Source organism: Rhizobium etli 8C-3 (genome assembly GCF_001908375.1).
In the GTDB taxonomy this organism is placed as follows: Bacteria; Pseudomonadota; Alphaproteobacteria; order Rhizobiales; family Rhizobiaceae; genus Rhizobium; species Rhizobium etli_B.
In genome coordinates, this window is the sequence record NZ_CP017241.1 from 2,064,979 (window position 1) to 2,079,681 (window position 14,703).

At 60.3% G+C, this 14,703-nt stretch carries 15 protein-coding genes, 2 pseudogenes and 2 riboswitches; of the genes and pseudogenes, 4 read left to right on the forward strand and 13 right to left on the reverse strand.

All coding sequences use genetic code 11. From position 1 onward, the window contains the following. The 3 genes from AM571_RS10540 to crcB all read right to left on the reverse strand — a co-directional run bounded on the left by AM571_RS10540 (position 1) and on the right by crcB (position 2,105). Positions 1-651: an HAD-IA family hydrolase gene (locus tag AM571_RS10540; protein WP_074061354.1), complete on the reverse strand. Its 651-nt coding sequence runs from the start codon at positions 649-651 to the stop codon at positions 1-3. Further along, positions 648-1,640: an RluA family pseudouridine synthase gene (locus AM571_RS10545; protein ID WP_074061355.1), complete on the reverse strand. Its 993-nt coding sequence runs from the start codon at positions 1,638-1,640 to the stop codon at positions 648-650. The genes AM571_RS10540 and AM571_RS10545 overlap by 4 nt, the downstream gene beginning before the upstream one ends. 87 nt (positions 1,641-1,727) lie before the next feature. After that, the gene (gene crcB / locus AM571_RS10550; RefSeq protein WP_074061356.1) at positions 1,728-2,105 is read right to left on the reverse strand and encodes a fluoride efflux transporter CrcB; all 378 of its coding nucleotides are present in this window, start codon (positions 2,103-2,105) and stop codon (positions 1,728-1,730) included. A 121-nt stretch (positions 2,106-2,226) separates the two neighbouring features. On the opposite strand from crcB, the gene AM571_RS10555 reads away from it, so the two are divergent. Continuing rightward, complete coding sequence (locus AM571_RS10555) at positions 2,227-2,493, forward strand: hypothetical protein (RefSeq protein ID WP_074061357.1); 267 nt, start codon at positions 2,227-2,229, stop codon at positions 2,491-2,493. Positions 2,494-2,545: 52 nt separating this feature from the next. Here the strand turns inward: AM571_RS10555 and AM571_RS10560 are convergent, their stop codons facing one another. Then, the gene (locus AM571_RS10560) at positions 2,546-3,511 is read right to left on the reverse strand and encodes a copper chaperone PCu(A)C (RefSeq protein ID WP_074061358.1); all 966 of its coding nucleotides are present in this window, start codon (positions 3,509-3,511) and stop codon (positions 2,546-2,548) included. Between the two features lie 79 nt (positions 3,512-3,590). Continuing rightward, positions 3,591-3,974, reverse strand: a complete 384-nt coding sequence (locus tag AM571_RS10565) for a hypothetical protein (RefSeq protein ID WP_074063170.1) — start codon at positions 3,972-3,974, stop codon at positions 3,591-3,593. A gap of 157 nt (positions 3,975-4,131) precedes the next feature. Further along, a riboswitch (glycine riboswitch) is annotated at positions 4,132-4,220 on the forward strand. 3 nt (positions 4,221-4,223) lie between these two features. Continuing rightward, positions 4,224-4,304: riboswitch (glycine riboswitch) on the forward strand. 72 nt (positions 4,305-4,376) lie between these two features. On the opposite strand from AM571_RS10565, the gene gcvT reads away from it, so the two are divergent. Genes gcvT through gcvP form a run of 3 tightly spaced genes read left to right on the forward strand, consistent with a single transcriptional unit; the run spans position 4,377 to position 8,765 of the window. Then, positions 4,377-5,513 carry a glycine cleavage system aminomethyltransferase GcvT gene (gene gcvT / locus AM571_RS10570; RefSeq protein ID WP_074061359.1) on the forward strand — a complete coding sequence of 379 codons (1,137 nt, stop codon included), beginning with the start codon at positions 4,377-4,379 and terminating at the stop codon, positions 5,511-5,513. A 25-nt stretch (positions 5,514-5,538) separates the two neighbouring features. Further along, the gene (gene gcvH / locus AM571_RS10575) at positions 5,539-5,904 is read left to right on the forward strand and encodes a glycine cleavage system protein GcvH (protein WP_074061360.1); all 366 of its coding nucleotides are present in this window, start codon (positions 5,539-5,541) and stop codon (positions 5,902-5,904) included. After that, positions 5,901-8,765 carry an aminomethyl-transferring glycine dehydrogenase gene (gene gcvP, locus AM571_RS10580; protein ID WP_074061361.1) on the forward strand — a complete coding sequence of 955 codons (2,865 nt, stop codon included), beginning with the start codon at positions 5,901-5,903 and terminating at the stop codon, positions 8,763-8,765. Before gcvH ends, gcvP begins: the two co-directional genes overlap by 4 nt. Positions 8,766-8,933: 168 nt before the next feature. On the opposite strand, the pseudogene AM571_RS10585 reads toward gcvP, so the two are convergent. The 8 genes and pseudogenes from AM571_RS10585 to AM571_RS10620 all read right to left on the reverse strand — a co-directional run bounded on the left by AM571_RS10585 (position 8,934) and on the right by AM571_RS10620 (position 14,697). After that, positions 8,934-9,733: pseudogene (locus AM571_RS10585) on the reverse strand (class I SAM-dependent methyltransferase). A 385-nt stretch (positions 9,734-10,118) separates the two neighbouring features. Further along, positions 10,119-10,363 (reverse strand): annotated as a pseudogene (locus tag AM571_RS36935) (DNA-3-methyladenine glycosylase I); the annotation flags it as partial. Next, positions 10,360-10,650, reverse strand: coding sequence for a YciI family protein (locus AM571_RS10595; protein ID WP_074061362.1), 291 nt, complete (start codon positions 10,648-10,650; stop codon positions 10,360-10,362). The pseudogene AM571_RS36935 and the gene AM571_RS10595, both read right to left, overlap by 4 nt. A gap of 9 nt (positions 10,651-10,659) precedes the next feature. Next, positions 10,660-11,247 carry a TetR/AcrR family transcriptional regulator gene (locus AM571_RS10600; RefSeq protein WP_074061363.1) on the reverse strand — a complete coding sequence of 196 codons (588 nt, stop codon included), beginning with the start codon at positions 11,245-11,247 and terminating at the stop codon, positions 10,660-10,662. A 376-nt stretch (positions 11,248-11,623) separates the two neighbouring features. Next, complete coding sequence (locus AM571_RS10605; protein WP_237358542.1) at positions 11,624-12,259, reverse strand: LysE family translocator; 636 nt, start codon at positions 12,257-12,259, stop codon at positions 11,624-11,626. 91 nt (positions 12,260-12,350) lie between these two features. Further along, complete coding sequence (sufA, locus tag AM571_RS10610; RefSeq protein ID WP_074061364.1) at positions 12,351-12,746, reverse strand: Fe-S cluster assembly scaffold SufA; 396 nt, start codon at positions 12,744-12,746, stop codon at positions 12,351-12,353. Positions 12,747-13,063: 317 nt separating this feature from the next. Beyond that, positions 13,064-13,444: an SUF system Fe-S cluster assembly protein gene (locus tag AM571_RS10615; RefSeq protein ID WP_074061365.1), complete on the reverse strand. Its 381-nt coding sequence runs from the start codon at positions 13,442-13,444 to the stop codon at positions 13,064-13,066. An 11-nt stretch (positions 13,445-13,455) separates the two neighbouring features. Then, positions 13,456-14,697, reverse strand: a complete 1,242-nt coding sequence (locus AM571_RS10620) for a cysteine desulfurase (protein WP_074061366.1) — start codon at positions 14,695-14,697, stop codon at positions 13,456-13,458. Between the last annotated feature and the right edge of the window lie 6 nt (positions 14,698-14,703).

Consider the following 14,703-nt stretch of genomic DNA (forward strand, 5'->3'; position numbering starts at 1 on the left):
TCAAAAATGGTCAAGCACGTCATTCGGATGGTAAGCGATAATATCGGCTCCAGCGCCAATCAGTTCGTCAATGCTAGCATAGCCCCAGGATACACCAATTGCCCTTGCGCCCGCAGCCTTTGCCATCTGCATATCGTAGATAGCGTCGCCAATGACGATGGCATCAGCGGCCTTCATGCCGGCCTCGTCGCAGCATTCGGTTACCATGGCCGGATGCGGCTTCGACGGACAATCGTCGGCCGTCCGAGAGACGATGAAATGCGGCGTGAAGCCATGTGTTTCCAGGACATTGACAAGCCCGCGGCGCGACTTTCCGGTAACGGCGCCGATCAGAATGTCCTCCCTTGCTGCGAGCCTGTCTATCATCGGCTTAATCCCGGCGAAAAGCGGCACATCCATGCCGGGCTCGTGCCTTACGTCCATGTAGATCGACCTGTAGTGCGCCGTCATTGCAATCGCCTCGTCATCGACATGCAGCTTGCCCTGCATGCGGGCAATCGCGATGTCGAGGGTCAGACCGATGATCGATTTTGTTTTGGAAACATCCGGCCATGGATGACCGAATTGAACGAAGGTTCTGGCCATCACCTCATGGATCAGCGCGGCACTGTCGACCAAGGTGCCGTCGCAATCGAAGAGAACAAGCCTCATTCGTCAATCCTCTCCGCACCGGCAAGATCAAGGCCGAGAAGGTTCCATGTCTGCACCATATGCGGTGGCAGCGGCGCCGTGATGCGCAGGCGTCCGCCTGCAGGATGCGGGATATCGATATGACGGGCATGCAGGTGCAGCCGCTTCTGGATGCCGCCGGGAAAGTCCCAGTTCGGATCGTCGATGAAGTATTTCGGGTCGCCGATGATCGGATGGCCGATATGCAGCGCATGAACGCGAAGCTGGTGCGTACGGCCGGTGTATGGCTCCATCTCGAGCCAGGCCAGGTTTTGCGCCGCCGTCTCGATCACGCGATAATAGGATACGGCATGATCGGCGCCCTCCTCGCCGTGCTTGGCAACGCGCATGCGATCGCCATCGGCAGTCGCTTCTTTGACGAGCCACGTGGAGATCTTGTCCTCATGCTTGCGTGGTACGCCCTTCACCAGCGACCAATAGGTCTTCTTGGTGTCACGTTCGCGAAAGGCAGCCGTCAGCTTCTGAGCGGCACCGCGCGTGCGGGCAATGACGAGCACGCCCGATGTGTCACGGTCAAGGCGGTGCACGAGCCGCGGCTTCTCGCCCTTCGGACTCGTCCACGCCTCCAGCATCTGGTCGATATGCCGGGTCAGACCGGATCCACCCTGCACGGCAAGTCCGGCGGGCTTGTTGAGGACGATCACCTTGTCGTCCTCGTGCAACACCATGCGCTGCAGAAGTTCGTAATCGCTGGAATGCTTCAGATCCTTCCCGGCTATCGGGCCGTTCTTGACCTTCGCATCGACATCGAGCGGCGGCACGCGAACCGTCTGGCCGGGCTGCACGCGCGCATCGGTTTTTACCCGTCCACCGTCAACGCGGACCTGGCCTGAACGCAGGAGCTTCTGAAGCTGGCCGAAGCCGAGGCCCGGGAAATGGATCTTGAACCACCGGTCGAGCCGCATGCCCGCCTCGTCGGCATCCACTTTGATATGTTCGATTCCGGCCATTCTTGTTCTTTCGGAAAAATCTTGGTCGCGCCACGGGCGCAGTTGCCGGTGGCTTTAGAGCATTTTTCTCCGCGCGGAAACTGCCTTTCAGATCAAAGCACGCACGAGAGCAAGACCCGCCATGACGGAGGCCATCGAAAGCCCGACGCTTGCGGCGACATAAAGCCCGCCGGCAACTGCCTCGCCCCGTTCGAAAAGCGAGATCGCATCCAGAGAAAAGGCGGAAAAGGTCGTAAAGCCGCCCAGGAAGCCGGTGATGAGAAGCAGGCGCATCTCGACGGAGGCGTTGAACCGGCGCGCAATCATTTCGGCAAAGACGCCAATGGCGAAACAGCCAACGACATTGACAATCAGCGTACCCCAGGGAAAGCCCGGCCCCAGCAGCCGCAGCGACCACTGGCCGACATAATATCTCAAAAGGGAGCCGATAGCGCCGCCGGCGCCGACAAGAAGAGCCTGGATCATCACTCTGGTTTACCTGACGAATTGATCGATTCCAATCGGATGACAGGAAATCCTGCCGTTCAATCAAATGCGAATGATTTCCTTAGCCGCACACCAACCGGCGATGTGTATTAAGCGTCCCATGACACAGGTCGTCACCATATCCGCGAGCACCGCCGCTGCCGCTTTCGAAACGCTGAGGATTGCTCCTCGCGTGCCGACCAGCATGGCGGCAAAGGAAGCGCGCCGGATCGCAGAGCGTCAGCTCAAGGACCGACATGACCAGGAGTTGAACGAAACGGCCAGCATCATTCAATCCACCGAAGTGGCGCTCGACTTGATGGCCAAAGGCAACAAGCAGCCGCAGGCAGGATTGCCGCAGGCATTGAAATCCTACGAGGATTTTTGAATTCATTACCTTGGAAAAGCGGCCCGCAGCACTGCCGCAGGCCTGTTTCTGGTTATTTGCCCTGGGCCGAAAGCACCTTAAACGTCACGTCCATCTTGCCCGCCTTCTCAAATATGAGCGTCACCGGCACGCTCTCGCCCTGCTTGAAAGGCGCCTTCACCTTCTGGAACATCAGATGCAGGCCGCCGGGCGCTAGCTTCACCGTCCCGCCCGCCGGAATGGCAATCCCATCCTTCAGTTCACGCATCTTCATGACGTTGTTCTGCATGGCCATTTCGTGCATCTGTACTTCGCCAGCAGTCGGCGAGGAAACTTCGACGAGCCTGTCGTCGGTCTTGCCGTTGTTCTTGACGGTAAAGAAGCCGCCGCCGACCGGCTGGCCTACCAGCATTGCCTTTGCAAAGGCGTCGGACACTTCAAGGTCGCCGACTGTTGCAATGCCGCCTGCTGCAGCATTCACGTCCATCCCGGCCATGTCGCCATGGTCATGGCCATTGCCGCCGCCGGCAACGACCTTCAGCAAGGGCGCCGGGTCCTTGAGCTTATGGGGATCGCCGCCATCGGTTGCGACCTGGTCCCATGCCTCGGTCGCATCGCCGCAAAGCTGCTTTACCGGAAAGGCCAGCGAGGTTCCGGCATCCACCCCCGAAACCTTTCCCTGGATCACGAATGTATCGTAAAAATCGTCCGAGAGGTTGCCTCCCTTCCAGCGGATTTCGACGACGCCGGATTTCACTTTGGTGCCGTGATTGTCGTAGTTCTTCTGATAGTCGCCCTTGATCACTTCAAGTTCCCAGCCGGCCTTTGGCTGCGGCTTGGCGAATACGAAGCCTTCCGGCAGCTTCACCTGCACTTCGTTGGTGGGCTTGCCCTCACAGCCATGCGGCACCTGCAGAGTTGCGAGGAATGTCTTTTCCTGTGGGGCTTCGGGATCAAGAAAGGTGACATGCGCCTGCGCTGCAGTGAATACGGCTGCGGAAATCAGAGCCGCAGCGCTGAGTGTCTTGATTGTCTTCATCGGGTATCTCCTCGCCGGCTGCTGCTCGCAATGGCTAGCGCGCCGGCATTGTCCTGTCATTATCGGTGGTGGCTGGAGATCAGGCCTGAACCGGCGGTGCCCTGGACTTCGGCCGTTCGACGGCGTGGCCTCCGATGGGGGTGTCCGCGACAGCCGGAGAGTTATGGAGTGTTGCGAATTCGAGATGCAGCCAGGAGCCGTAGTCCGGCACCGGCAGGATGACGAAAGCCCAAAGCCGGCAGACTTCGCAACTCGGCTTCAGCGGCACTGTCTTGTCGCTGCCGTCGTTAACGGTCACGCAAAGCGAGGCGTAAGTGCCGTCCGGCAGCACGTAGGCGGCGCTGTTATAGTCAGCGTCCGCCGCAGCCGCCTGCGGCGCCTGGTGCGCAAGGCCAAGCATAAGCAAGCTCAGCGCGCAGACAACGCGCGTCAGCATGCTAAGGTTTTGGCCCGTCTTTTCCATCTGATCCTCTCTAGCGGATTTCGCGATTAAGCACTTTATCCGAAAAAAGCAAAAGCCCATTTGACGCAGATCACACTTTGCCGAATGGCGGCGCGACAAAAATTTGTTCGGCGGCGACATTCCCCCTTGCCAAGAGCCTTCTCCGCCGGATAATTGCGGCACCCTGTTGGGAGAATCCGGTCTGAAGGCGGCCGGTGCCGAAGGAGCAACCGCCCCGGAAACTCTCAGGCCAAAGGACCAGCAAGGGGCAGACGGAACTCTGGAGAGAAGCGTTGTCGAAGCGCTCGCCGAAGGGATAACAATCTCAGGCACAGGGACAGAGGGGGCTCGAAAGCAAGGCGGAGCCGCGCCTTCAGATAGAGCCCGCGCGTCAAATTCCACGCGCTAACCCCGGAGGCGTCGTTGGACGATACTGCTGCCCTCAAGAAAACTCCGCTGCACGCGCTGCATCTTTCGCTCGGTGCCCGCATGGTGCCCTTCGCAGGCTACGAAATGCCGGTGCAGTATCCGGCCGGCGTGCTGAAGGAACACCTGCAGACACGCGCCGGCGCCGGTCTCTTCGACGTCTCCCACATGGGCCAGGTCGTCGTAAGAGCGAAATCCGGCAGATATGAAGATGCCGCTCTCGCACTCGAAAGCCTGGTGCCGGTCGACATTCTCGGCCTCGCCGAAGGCCGCCAGCGCTACGGCTTCTTCACCGACGAAAACGGCGGCATTCTCGACGACTTGATGATCACCCATCTGGACGACCATCTCTTCGTCGTCGTCAACGCCGCCTGCAAGGAGGCCGATGTCGCGCACATGCAGAAGCACATCGGCGACCGCTGCGACATAACCCTTCTCGACCGCGCTTTGGTCGCGCTGCAAGGTCCGCGCGCCGTCGACGTGCTGGCTGAACTGTGGGCGGATGTGGCGGCGATGAGATTCATGGACGTGCGCCACTGCCGCCTGCACGACATATCCTGTCTCGTCTCCCGCTCCGGCTACAGCGGCGAGGACGGCTTCGAGATCTCCGTACCCGCTGACAAGGCCGAGGATGTCGCCGGGCGGTTGCTCGAACATCCCGATGCACAGCCGATCGGGCTCGGTGCCCGCGATTCGCTGCGTCTTGAGGCCGGGCTCTGCCTCTACGGCAACGACATCGACACTACCACGACGCCGATCGAGGCAGCGCTCGAATGGGTCATACAGAAGGCTCGCAGGACGGGCGGAGCGCGCGCTGGGGACTTTCCGGGTGCAGCACGCATTCTCAATGAACTCGACAATGGTGCCGCACGCCGCCGCGTTGGCCTGAAGCCGGAAGGCAAGGCGCCAGTGCGCGCCCATTCGAAGCTTTATGCGGATGCCGAAGGCAAGACCGAGCTCGGCGAAGTCACCTCGGGCGGCTTCGGCCCGAGTGTCGAAGGTCCGGTTGCCATGGGCTATGTGCCGGTTTCGCATGCCTCCGTTGGAACCCAAGTTTATGCTGAGGTACGCGGAAAGTATCTCCCCGCCACGGTTGCCGCCCTGCCCTTCATCACGCCGACCTATAAACGCTAAGATTTTTCCGGAGAGGAACTAGACCATGCTGAAATTTACCGAAGAACATGAATGGCTGAAGCTCGAAGACGGCGTGGCAACGGTCGGCATTACAGAATATGCCGTCGAGCAGCTCGGCGACCTCGTTTTCGTCGAATTGCCGGAAGTGGGCGCAAGCTTCTCCAAGAATGACGATGCAGCCACCGTCGAATCCGTGAAGGCTGCCTCGGAAGTCTATTGTCCCCTCGACGGCGAGATCACCGAAGTCAACGAAGCGATCACTGCCGATCCGTCGCTGGTCAATTCCGACCCGCAGGGCGCCGGATGGTTCTTCAAGCTGAAGCTCAAGAATCCGGCCGATGCCGATGGCCTGCTTGACGAAGCAGCCTATAAGGAGCTCACTGCGCAATGACGACGCCGACAGAATTCCAGTTTACCGACTACCAGCCCTACGACTTTGCCAACCGCCGCCATATCGGCCCGTCACCGGCCGAAATGGACGACATGCTGAAAGTCGTAGGCTACAACAGCCTCGACAGCCTGATCGACGCGACCGTGCCCTCTTCGATCCGCCAGAAGGCGGCGCTTGCGTGGGGCGCGCCGATGACGGAGCGCGAGGCGCTCGACAAGCTGCGCGAGACCGCCAACAAGAACAAGGTCCTCGTTTCCCTGATCGGCCAGGGCTATTACGGCACGATCACGCCGCCGGTCATCCAGCGCACCATTCTCGAAAACCCGGCCTGGTACACGGCCTACACGCCTTACCAGCCGGAGATCAGCCAGGGCCGACTGGAAGCGCTTTTGAACTACCAGACGATGATCTGCGACCTGACCGGTCTCGACGTCGCCAACGCTTCGCTTCTCGACGAGGCGACTGCTGCTGCCGAAGGCATGGCGATTGCCGAGCGCGTCGCGAAGTCGAAGGCCAAGGCCTTCTTCGTCGATGCCGCCTGCCATCCGCAGACGATCGCACTCATCGAAACCCGCGCCGAACCGCTCGGTTGGACCGTCATCGTCGGTGACCCCTTCAAGGACCTCGATCCTGTGGACGTCTTCGGCGCCATCTTCCAGTATCCGGGCACGCATGGGCACATACATGATTTCACGGGCCTGATTTCGCGCCTGCACCAGACGGGCGCGATCGCCGTCGTCGCAGCCGATATTCTCGCGCTGACGCTTCTGAAGTCGCCGGGGGAAATGGGCGCCGATATTGCAATCGGCTCCTCACAGCGCTTCGGCGTTCCGGTCGGCTACGGCGGACCGCATGCGGCCTTTATGTCGGTCAAGGATGCGCATAAGCGCTCCATGCCCGGCCGTCTCGTCGGCGTCTCGGTCGATGCCCGCGGCAATCGCGCCTATCGGCTGTCGCTGCAGACCCGCGAACAGCACATCCGCCGCGAAAAGGCGACATCGAACATCTGTACGGCGCAGGTGCTGCTCGCCGTCATGGCCTCGATGTATGCGGTTTTCCATGGTCCCCAGGGCATCAAGGCGATCGCCCAGCAGATCCACCAGAAGGCCGTGCTGATGGCCAAGGGCCTCGAAAAGCTCGGTTACAGGATAGAGCCTGAGACTTTCTTCGACACGCTCACTGTCGATGTCGGCCACATGCAGGGCCTCATCCTGCGCGCGGCCGTCGCCGAGGGTATCAATCTGCGCAAGGTCGGCACGACGAAGATCGGCATGAGCCTCGATGAACGTACGCGTCCCGCGACGCTCGAAGCCGCCTGGCGCGCCTTCGGCGGCAATTTCGCCGTCGCCGATTTCGAGCCGTCCTACCGGCTGCCGAAGGATCTGCTGCGCACAAGCCAATACCTGACGCATCCGATCTTCCACATGAACCGCGCCGAAAGCGAGATGACCCGATACATCCGCCGGCTCTCCGACCGGGACCTCGCGCTCGATCGCGCGATGATCCCGCTCGGCTCCTGCACCATGAAGCTCAACGCTACGGCGGAAATGCTGCCGATCACCTGGCCGGAATTTTCCGATATCCATCCTTATGCTCCGGTCGATCAGGCGCTCGGCTACCGCGAAATGATCGACGATCTGACGGAAAAACTCTGCGCCGTGACCGGCTACGACGCCTTCTCCATGCAGCCAAATTCAGGCGCGCAGGGCGAATATGCCGGCCTGCTCACGATCCGAAACTACCATATAGCCAATGGCAACGGCCATCGCGACGTCTGCCTGATCCCGACTTCGGCACATGGCACGAACCCCGCCTCCGCGCAGATGGCCGGCATGAAGGTCGTCGTCGTCAAGGTTCGCGGAAACGGCGACGTCGACATGGACGACTTCCGAGCCAAGGCGGAAGAGCATGCGGATCATCTCTCTTGCTGCATGATAACCTATCCTTCGACGCACGGCGTATTCGAGGAAACGGTGAAGGAGATCTGCGATCTCGTGCATAAGCATGGCGGCCAGGTCTACCTCGACGGCGCCAACATGAACGCCATGGTCGGCTTGTCGCGTCCCGGTGACATCGGTTCCGACGTCAGCCACCTCAATCTTCACAAGACCTTCTGCATCCCGCACGGGGGCGGCGGCCCGGGCATGGGCCCGATCGGCGTCAAGGCCCATCTGGCGCCTCATCTGCCCGGCCACCCGGAAACGGACGGCCGCTCAGGTGCCGTCTCGGCAGCGGCCTTCGGCTCGGCCTCGATCCTGCCGATCTCCTGGAGCTATGTGCTGATGATGGGCGGCGAAGGCCTGACGCAGGCAACCAAGGTTGCGATCCTAAACGCCAACTACATAGCCGCCCGCCTGAAGGACGCCTACGGGGTTCTCTACAAGTCCGAAAGCGGCCGCGTCGCGCATGAATGCATCATCGACACGCGTCCGCTTTCCGATAGCGCAGGTATCACGGTCGACGACATCGCCAAGCGGCTGATCGACTGCGGCTTCCATGCCCCGACCATGAGTTGGCCGGTCGCCGGCACGCTGATGATCGAGCCGACCGAGTCCGAAACCAAGGCCGAGCTCGACCGCTTCTGCGAGGCAATGCTGGCGATCCGGGAGGAGGCCCGTGCTATCGAGGAAGGTCGCATGGACAAGGTCAACAACCCGCTGAAGAACGCCCCGCACACGGTGGAAGACCTCGTCGGCGAATGGGACCGCCCCTACAGCCGCGAACAAGCCTGCTTCCCGCCCGGCGCCTTTCGTGTCGACAAATACTGGTCCCCGGTCAACCGTGTAGACAATGTGTACGGAGACAGGAATCTCGTTTGCACCTGCCCGCCGGTGGAAAGCTACGCAGAAGCTGCGGAATAGAAGTCGGCGGGATCAAGTTCGAGCCGGTCGATCCGGTGAACGATTGCAGCAACGCATGCCCTGAACCTGACGGGGGCCTGAAGGCTACCCGTCCGAGGAACCTTCAGGCGAAGTTCAAGGAGCGCGTTTAGGAATTTGCGGGGGCCGATCTGACCTCTGCCCGCCGGCTCAGGGAACGATGCCGCGGCAGGCCCACGCAACATTTGCGAACGACCTTGGACCATCGGATCGACCGGCCTCATACGCGTCGCGCACGGCAGCATCGATGCGCGCTCGCTCAGCGGCGTCGAGCGCCGCGACATATTTGCCAAGAGGTCCTTCGCCTGCAGCAATGGGTGCCCAGTAATCGTTAAAGTTTTGGTATTCCATGCGGATCATCAGCTGGGTTTCGGTAACTTCCAGCAGGCCTTGCTCCACAAAGGTCCGCTTCATTTCGCCAGGCTGCATCATCGGCTGAAAGCAGTAGCGATTGCGCAGTTGTCGCCCGGTCTCGCCGAGCGCCGCCACCGTGTCGACCATCATTCGCATACCGGGCATGCCGCCGACATGATCCAGACAGCTGCGGCGACTACCCCGCCCGGACGCGCGACCCGGGCCATCTCTGAAATGGCCCGGCCTGCCTCGGGCACGAAATGAAGCACGAGCAGCGCGAGCACGCGGTCGAACTCTCCGTCTTCGAAAGGCAAAGAGCAAGCGTCCGCCTGCCTGATCTTGATGCGCGCATCGGTATTGCGCCGGGTTGCTTCCTCAACGAAGACTGGCGAATAGTCGATGGCAGCGATCTCGCTAAGATCCGCGGCCTTGGCAAGGGCAAATGTCAGGCTGCCCGTGCCGCAACCGACATCAAGTATCTTCTCACCATCGGAAAGACCCGCAAACGCTATGAATGGCGACGCGAGCTTTTGGCTCCAGCGTCCCATGAGCTGCTCATAACCGGCCGCGTTGTAAACGTTAAAGCTTGAGGACATCGAAAGCTCCATCAGCCAGAGGAAAGGCAAATCATAACCGAGCATATGGCAGGGCGCCAAGCGGTCATTGACAGATGTCCGCCATATTGCCCCCCCGCGAGCTTTAGGGTAAAGGCCTCGCCCAGAGGCCCTTTCCCCATTCGAGAGCGTATATCCGACCTTGGTTGCCGCTATTGCTTCGAATTCTACCCTGGAAGCGCCGTATGCGGGAGGGGGCGACATACTTACCTCAAGCGATCGGGCGGCACCCTAGCGACCCTGTCAAATTTAAACGCGATAGGGATTTTTGGCGGGTTTAGCCAAACAATGGCCTCGGGCCGCCTCCCTGTAGACGGCAAATTGCGACCTCTTAATGTCATCGTTACGAGGCTTCACCGGCCTTATCGAACAGCGCCACCTTGCGGAAATCGAACTTTGCGAAAGCGGCGCGAAAATTCTCGCGCTTGGCAAGGAATATGCGCAAGCTTAGGCCGACTGGAAGCTTTCGAGGCAGGGCTTCTCAAATGGCCTTATGTCATCCACGACCGGGAAGCCCCACTCGCGGTCGTGGCAGTCGCAGTAATCTGGCGCCGTTGCGCACTAGCGACAACGAGGGCGGTCGTAGTGGCCGGGAATGGTTGTCGCGCTCATGCCGCCTTCACGAAATCGAGGGCGGAAACAGTGCGCTTCGGATCAATTTCATAGGTCTCGGCGGTCACGACCCCTTGCACGACGAAAGGGTCGGCGGCGACGCGCGCATCGTGCGCAGCACGACCTTCCCCATGAGCGATGATTGCGCCTCCCGCGGCGGACTGGAGCGAACCGACGCAGAGAAACACGCCATCGGCAAAACCGCGCGCGATCCAGGCATTATGCGCCGACATGAATTCCGGCGCGGCGGCGCGGTTCTCAGCAAATCTCAAGAAAGTGACGAACATCGATGCTCCTTAATTACTGGAATTGCGGGGACCTTCTGGCAGGGATGCTAGCCAGTGCTCGATCCCAGCGACTTCGTTGCAGATGAACGCCTCGTCCTTGAAGGCGGTCGCCAATACTGCCACCCCCTGCGACCAAGCCAAGAGATGCAGCGCCAGCACCTCTGCCCGATCAACTGCACCAAGGGCACGGATCTGTACGGCGAGCCAGTCGCGAAACAGGCCAAAAATCCCCGTCGCGTGGACCTGCGCGGCGTGGTCCAGCTTGGCGAGTTCTGAGCACAGCGTTCCCACAGGGCAGCCGAAGTTCATGATCTGGCTTCGGTTGGCGATTAGCATATGAATGAAGGACAGTATGCGCTCGCGCGGACCTTCGTTCTCGGTTTGCCAGCTGTCGAGCATCGCGCGTGTCCGCTCCATTCGATGGGCAATCACGGCATCCAGTATGTCGTCCTTGGTCTTGAAGTGGTGATAGAAGTTCCCGCGCGAGATGCCTACGGCTGCGGCAATGTCGGCAAAGGACGTAGCCTCGAATCCGCTCTGGTAGAAGAGGACATCCGCCTCTTTGACAATCAGGTCACGGGTTGAGGGTGCTGGCATTCATTTTCCAGGTCCTGTTTGATATGAAAAAACTAGGACGATCGTCCTAGTTCTGTCAAGACGAGAGCGTAAGGGGAGGCTCCTTGTCCCCCCGCGCCCTTCGCATACCGAATTGGACTTGCGACCTCAATCAACCCATTTTGCAAGGGTGGTTTGCGGTCCCACGGCTCGCAATTCAGCGCTGAGAGCCTCTATCTAAATGGCCTCCTGCCCTTGGAGGCGGTCACCGAATTTTCGGAAGTAGGCACGGGAGAACGCAGCAGAGCTGCCAGAACCGACTTGCCGTGCCACGCCTTCACTTTGCCCCCTATGGACAGCTTCGGCCGAGCAATGATCAGGCGCCATTCCGTCAGGTATGACCGGCGCCCGTAACACTTCAGGCAAGCAGAAGCCGTGCGGCAAAGCCGAGAACGACGGCGCCGAAGGCAATGACCAGCACCCCGGAAATGCGGCGGATCAGCAGCGTGAGATCGCTTGAAATCCTGTCGCGGGCGAGATTCACCGCCGCGCTCAGCGCCATCCACCACGCCATGGCCCCGAAAAACACGCCGATGACGATCGATGCCACCTCGGTGACGGTATTGCCATCGACCAAACCAAGTCCAGCAAAGAGGGCTCCGAAGGACAGCAGCGCGCCGGGGTTCGAAATCGCCAGCAGAAAGGTCGAGGCGATCGTGCGCAAGAGATCGCGGGTACCGACCTGCAAGGCGCCGGCGGGCGGCGTCATGAGGTCGCGGATGCCGAGAAAGATCAAAAGCGCACCGCCGGCCGCGGCAATCGGTAGCGAATAGTCATCGACGATATCCGAAACCATCGCAACACCGGCGGCCGCGACTAGCCCATAACAGGCATCGCCAAGAGCGGCCCCAATGCCGATCGCTGCACCCGATCCGAAACCTCGATGGAGGCTGCGGTTGATGCAGAGCGTCGCGATCGGTCCCGGCGGCACTGTGATGATGAGGCCGAGGAGCGCGCCTTTGGCAAAGAGCAGAAACAGCGTTTCGATGATCATAAGGTAGAAACTGTTTCGCTGCCTGAAAGGGACAAATCAAAAACAACAAAGCCGCCATCGCTGGCGGCTTTCGGTCGCGGCCTTGAAGCGTTCAGTGCGCGGCGGGGACTACCGCGTCGCCGCGCGCGGCAAGTGCTGCGAGATCGGCAGGCTTGAGTTCGACGGATTCGCCGCAGCCGCAGGCCGATGTCTGGTTCGGATTCGTGAAAGTGAAGCCCGAGCGCAGCGTCGTGGTCTCGAAGTCCATTTCCGTTCCAAGCAGATAGAGGACTGCAGAAGGCTCCACCCAAACCTTCGCGCCGTCGCGTTCGATCAGGTCGTCCTTGGCATTGGGTTCGGTCACCAGCTCGATGGTATACTCCATCCCGGCGCAACCGCCCTTCTTGATGCCGACACGGATGCCCTTGGCCTCCGGCCCCGAATTTTCAACGATTGCCTTCACGCGCGCCGCGGCCGTGCCGGTCATGCTCATCACTGCAAAGCCCATCGGCTCATTCTCCTTCCACACCGGGGTCAAGATCCGGCGCTTCGTCCTTTTAATCTAGGCAGTTGTGCCTAATGCTTCAATCCCTTAATCAAGGGCGAATTCGTCCTGCGCCATTTCATTTGACACATGTCCTCTCAGCGCCAGAAGTTTGGGCGTTGAGGCAGAGCCAGAAACAGGAGCCAACTTGCGGGCGAGGAGTGAGCCGCTGCTTGCTCCGGGCCAAGGTACGTCGGAAAATTGCGACTTTCCTCGAGGCAAGGAAAGCTCTCGGTATCGGCCTTCTCCCATCGCACTCATTGAAGCCGGCCGCCCGCCCCTCAATACCAGCCGACGGCCACCTGCGCCTCTTCCGACATGCGCTCTGGCGTCCACGGTGGATCGAATGTCATTGCGACCTCGACGCCTGATACGCCTTCGACGGCGCCTACAGCATTTTCGACCCAGCCCGGCATTTCGCCGGCAACCGGGCAGCCCGGAGCCGTCAGCGTCATGACGATCTTCACCATGCGGTCGTCTTCGATATCGATCTTGTAAATCAGTCCGAGTTCAAAGATGTCGGCAGGAATTTCCGGATCGTAGACGGTTTTCAACGCGCCGATGACGTCGTCGCTGAGGCGCGCCAGTTCATCGGCAGGAATGCTCGAGTGCACGATGCCGTCGCGCACGTCGATCTTCTGTTCGCTTTCGTCCAGGCTCATACGGACACTCCTCATGCAAAGAACTTGCGCGCATATTCCAGCGCATCGGCCAAGGCATCGACCTCGGCACGTGTATTGTACATGCCGAAGGATGCACGGCATGTGGCGGTGACGCCGAAGCGTTTCAAGAGCGGCATGGCGCAATGCGTACCGGCACGCACGGCAACGCCCTGCCGGTCAATGACCATAGAAACGTCGTGAGCGTGAAGGCCGGCGAGTTCAAAGGCAAAAATGCTGCCTTTGCCGGGCGCCGTTCCGAAGACCCGCAGCGAGTTGATCGACCGCAGCCGTTCGGCAGCATAGGCCGTCAGGTCGGCTTCATGACGCGAAATCGCCTCGCGGCCAACTTTCTCCATATAATCCAGCGCATAGCCGAGGCCGATCGCCTGAACGATCGGCGGCGTCCCGGCTTCGAAGCGATGCGGCGGGTCATTGTAGGTGACCTCATCCTCGGTCACTTCGAAGATCATCTCGCCGCCACCCTGGAATGGGCGCATCTCGCGAAGCCGGTCCTTCTTGCCATAGAGCACGCCGATGCCCGAAGGACCGTAAAGCTTGTGGCCGGTCATGACGTACCAATCGCAGTCGATATCCTGGACATCGACCGGCAGGTGCACGGCACCTTGCGAACCGTCGATCAGGACCGGAATGCCGCGTTCATGAGCAATCCGGCAGACTTCCTTGACTGGAACGATCGTGCCAAGCGCATTCGACATATGCGTGATCGCGACGAGCTTGGTTCGCTCTGTGAGCCTCTTCTCGAAGTCCTCGATATGAAAGGCACCTTCTTCGTCCACCGGCACCCAGACCAGCTTGGCACCCTGCCGTTCGCGGATAAAATGCCAAGGGACGATGTTGGAGTGGTGCTCCATGATCGAGACGACGATCTCGTCATCCTCGCCGATCTTCGGCATGCCCCAGCCATGCGCGACCGTATTGATCGCCTCCGTCGAGGATTTCGTGAAGACAATGTCGTCGGTCGACGGTGCATTCAGAAAACGGCGCACCTTCTCGCGCGCCCCTTCGTAGGCTTCGGTTGCGGCATTGGAGAGAAAATGCAGGCCACGGTGCACATTCGCATACTCGGTCGAATAGGTCCGCGAGATGGCATCGATGACGGCCTGCGGCTTCTGCGCGGACGCGCCGTTATCGAGATAGACCAGTGGCTTGCCATAGACCTCCCGCGCAAGGATTGGAAAATCCTTGCGGATGGCTTCGACGTCATAGGTGGCTGCCGGTGCTATCTTGTCCATGGCGTT

Bases quoted from the DNA above. Each gene is read 5' to 3' on its own strand.
- AM571_RS10620 (WP_074061366.1), bottom strand. From the start codon at position 14,697: ATGGACAAGATAGCACCGGCAGCCACCTATGACGTCGAAGCCATCCGC.
- AM571_RS10555 (WP_074061357.1), top strand. From the start codon at position 2,227: ATGACACAGGTCGTCACCATATCCGCGAGCACCGCCGCTGCCGCTTTC.
- AM571_RS10545 (WP_074061355.1), bottom strand. From the start codon at position 1,640: ATGGCCGGAATCGAACATATCAAAGTGGATGCCGACGAGGCGGGCATG.
- gcvH (WP_074061360.1), top strand. From the start codon at position 5,539: ATGCTGAAATTTACCGAAGAACATGAATGGCTGAAGCTCGAAGACGGC.
- AM571_RS10595 (WP_074061362.1), bottom strand. From the start codon at position 10,650: ATGTTCGTCACTTTCTTGAGATTTGCTGAGAACCGCGCCGCCGCGCCG.
- AM571_RS10560 (WP_074061358.1), bottom strand. From the start codon at position 3,511: ATGAAGACAATCAAGACACTCAGCGCTGCGGCTCTGATTTCCGCAGCC.
- AM571_RS10605 (WP_237358542.1), bottom strand. From the start codon at position 12,259: ATGATCATCGAAACGCTGTTTCTGCTCTTTGCCAAAGGCGCGCTCCTC.
- sufA (WP_074061364.1), bottom strand. From the start codon at position 12,746: ATGGGCTTTGCAGTGATGAGCATGACCGGCACGGCCGCGGCGCGCGTG.
- crcB (WP_074061356.1), bottom strand. From the start codon at position 2,105: ATGATCCAGGCTCTTCTTGTCGGCGCCGGCGGCGCTATCGGCTCCCTT.
- AM571_RS10565 (WP_074063170.1), bottom strand. From the start codon at position 3,974: ATGGAAAAGACGGGCCAAAACCTTAGCATGCTGACGCGCGTTGTCTGC.
- AM571_RS10600 (WP_074061363.1), bottom strand. From the start codon at position 11,247: ATGCCAGCACCCTCAACCCGTGACCTGATTGTCAAAGAGGCGGATGTC.
- AM571_RS10615 (WP_074061365.1), bottom strand. From the start codon at position 13,444: ATGAGCCTGGACGAAAGCGAACAGAAGATCGACGTGCGCGACGGCATC.
- gcvP (WP_074061361.1), top strand. From the start codon at position 5,901: ATGACGACGCCGACAGAATTCCAGTTTACCGACTACCAGCCCTACGAC.
- AM571_RS10540 (WP_074061354.1), bottom strand. From the start codon at position 651: ATGAGGCTTGTTCTCTTCGATTGCGACGGCACCTTGGTCGACAGTGCC.